The sequence below is a fragment of the Frankia sp. CeCAU1 genome, assembly GCF_977971845.1.
Genome location: NZ_CDWWXA010000060.1, coordinates 1 through 2,583, shown reverse-complemented (window position 1 = coordinate 2,583; position 2,583 = coordinate 1). Strand labels below are relative to the sequence as shown.

General features: G+C 67.8%; 2 protein-coding genes. One reads left to right on the top strand and one right to left on the bottom strand.

The features are described from left to right. Positions 1-419 precede the first annotated feature (419 nt). On the bottom strand, positions 420-1,949 hold the full coding sequence (locus AC08OO_RS12435) for an MFS transporter (RefSeq protein WP_476618526.1): 1,530 nt from the start codon (positions 1,947-1,949) through the stop codon (positions 420-422). A 28-nt stretch (positions 1,950-1,977) separates the two neighbouring features. Here AC08OO_RS12435 and AC08OO_RS12430 point away from each other — a divergent pair, with 28 nt between their 5' ends. Further along, on the top strand, positions 1,978-2,373 hold the full coding sequence (locus AC08OO_RS12430; protein ID WP_476608308.1) for a winged helix-turn-helix transcriptional regulator: 396 nt from the start codon (positions 1,978-1,980) through the stop codon (positions 2,371-2,373). Positions 2,374-2,583 lie beyond the last annotated feature (210 nt).

Here is a 2,583-nt window from a genome sequence, read left to right as displayed (position 1 = left end):
GGGCGATACGTAGCAATTTAGCAACAAGGACTCCGCTGTCTCCTACGCGACAGACCGGAGGGAGATATCAGCGGGCACTACCGGCGGGCCGGGATCACCCCTGACCCCACCGGACACGACAACAACCCCGTCCCACGGGGTGGGAAGCGGGGTCGCGGGCCTGCTCCTCAAGGAGCGATTCATTGAGGAGCGCGGGTACTGACGGGCTGGCCAGGAAGAAATCACTGGCCAGCGTCACTGACGTCGGATGTGCTGCGGGAGGAGGAAACGGCACGGCCCAGCGGAGGAGGCCGCGAGCGGGACGAGGGGAGCGGAGGCCTGGCAGGAGCAGCCGCATGGCCGCAGCCGAGTTCGATCCGATGAGAAGGCGGGCGGAACCCGCGCGACGATCTTCGGAAGTCTCGTCTAGGGCGACCGTGTCACCTTGAGGGCATTATCGAGGCTGGTTCCGCGAGGGGGTTTTCCGACACGCTGGCCGGAGGGATATCAACCCGCGCCGAGAGTGCGATCAGGGAAAGCAGGAAGGCGCCGGCAGCCATGCCCGCCGCGACGACGAAGGACACCTGAAAGGCATCGACTGCGCCGCTAAGCATCGCGGTCGGATCTCCGGGATGAGCGGCGAGATGATCGGAGATGACGCGGGCCGACACCGTCGAGAGAATCGAGACGCCGAGGGCCGCGCCGATCTCCTGGGAGGTGCTCAGGAGTCCTGCCTCAACCCCGGAGTCGTCGCTGTTGGAGCCGCTGAAGGCGGCCACGTTGAGTGCGGTGAGGGAGGTCGCGAGACCGGCGCCGCACAGCACGAGCGCCGGCAGCAGCACCGCCGTGTACCTGGTGTCGGCGTCGCCCCGGGACAGGAGGGCCACGCCGACAGTGAGGAGGACAAGGCCGACGAGCAGCGCGGGTTTGGGACCGCGCGCGGAACGACTCGCTGTCGCCTGGGCGACGTTGGCCGCGAGCGCGGCCGCGGTTGCCATCGGCACGAATGTCAGCCCGGCCTTCATCGGGCTGTAGCCGAGTACCTGCTGCACATACAGGGCCACCAGGAGGAAAGCCGACCCGAAGCTGGCCCACACGAGCAGGGTCGCGCCGTTGGCGACGCTGAGACCACGCCGACGGAAGAGGGCCAACGGCATGAGCGGGTCGTCGCTGCGGCTCTCGATCACGATGAAGGCGATCAGAAGAACGGCGGCTGATCCGAACAGAGCAAGGATCGCCGGGCTGGTGAAACCGCGCTGCTCCGCCTGTGTGATGGCCACGACCAGCGAGAACATCGACCCGGTCGCGGTGAGCGCGCCGGCGATGTCGAAGCCGTGGTGAGAACGGGTGTCACGGGTCTCCGGCATGATCCTTCCGACCACGGCAAGCAGGAGTAGGCAGAAGGGAATTTTGATCGCGAACGCCCACCGCCATCCCGGCCCGTCGGTGAGGACCCCGCCCGCCAAGACGCCCACTCCGGCCGCCGCGCTGGACACCGCACCGAACACCCCGAGCGCCTTGTTTCTGCTCGGCCCTTGCGGGTAGATCGCGTTGATCGTCCCCAGCGCGGCCGGGGCGAGCATGGCCGCACCGAGCCCCTCCAGGGCCCGCCCAGCGAGCAGCACGCCGGTCACGTTGGCGAGCGTGCACACCACGGTGCCGACCGCGAAGACCCCCGTGCCCAGCCGGAACAGTCGCCGTCGGCCGAGTAGATCGCCAGCCCTGCCACCCAGCAGGAGCAGGCTGCCCAGGGCTATCCCGTAGGCCGTGACCGTGTAGGGCTGGGTCTCGCGGCTCATCTGAAGATCGGCAGCCAGGCTGGGTAGCGCGACATTCACGCTGGACAGGCTGAACACGACCAGGAACTGGCCGAGGCACACGACCGGCAGCAGCAGTGGTGATGCCGCAGACTCCTTCGGCTGAGCGGACCTCGACATACTCGCCTCCACTCCCCCGAGATCGACTTCCATTCCGGAAGGGATCCTAGATGCTTCCGAAATGGAAGTCAACAGATACACTGGCCGGGTGCTTGACCAGCACGACGAGTCCGACTGCCCGGCCGCTCGCGCGCTCGGGCTGATCGGCGATCACTGGTCCCTGCTGATCATCCGAGAGGCGTTCGGCGGCGCTCGGCGCTACGACGACTTCCGAACCCGTCTGAAGATCTCCGATCACACCCTCACCCGGCGCCTCGACCGGCTCGTCGATCGAGGCATCCTGCAACGCAGGCTTTATCAGCCACGTCCACCTCGTTCGGAATACGAGCTGACGTCGGCGGGCCGGGATCTCGCGCCGATCCTGATGGAACTCGGCCGATGGGGCTCCCGATGGACTACGGGAGCCGGCCCGGATCGATCGCTGCCCGCGAGCCTGCTCCGTGCCATGGACGAGTAACCCGGCCAGGAGCAGGAGCTTCCTGGGGCGGCTCCAGGTGTCAACCGGCGGCGCGTCAGTGCGGCCGAAGGTCCAGGGCCGGCCCGGACGCCCGCGCGTGTCCCGTCGGACAAGGAGGCTGGTGGGGGCCAGACCGAGGCTCGTCGCGGCCGGTCTGATCGCCGTTGCATCGTGGTGATCGATAGCGCTCATCACCTATGCCGCCTCGCC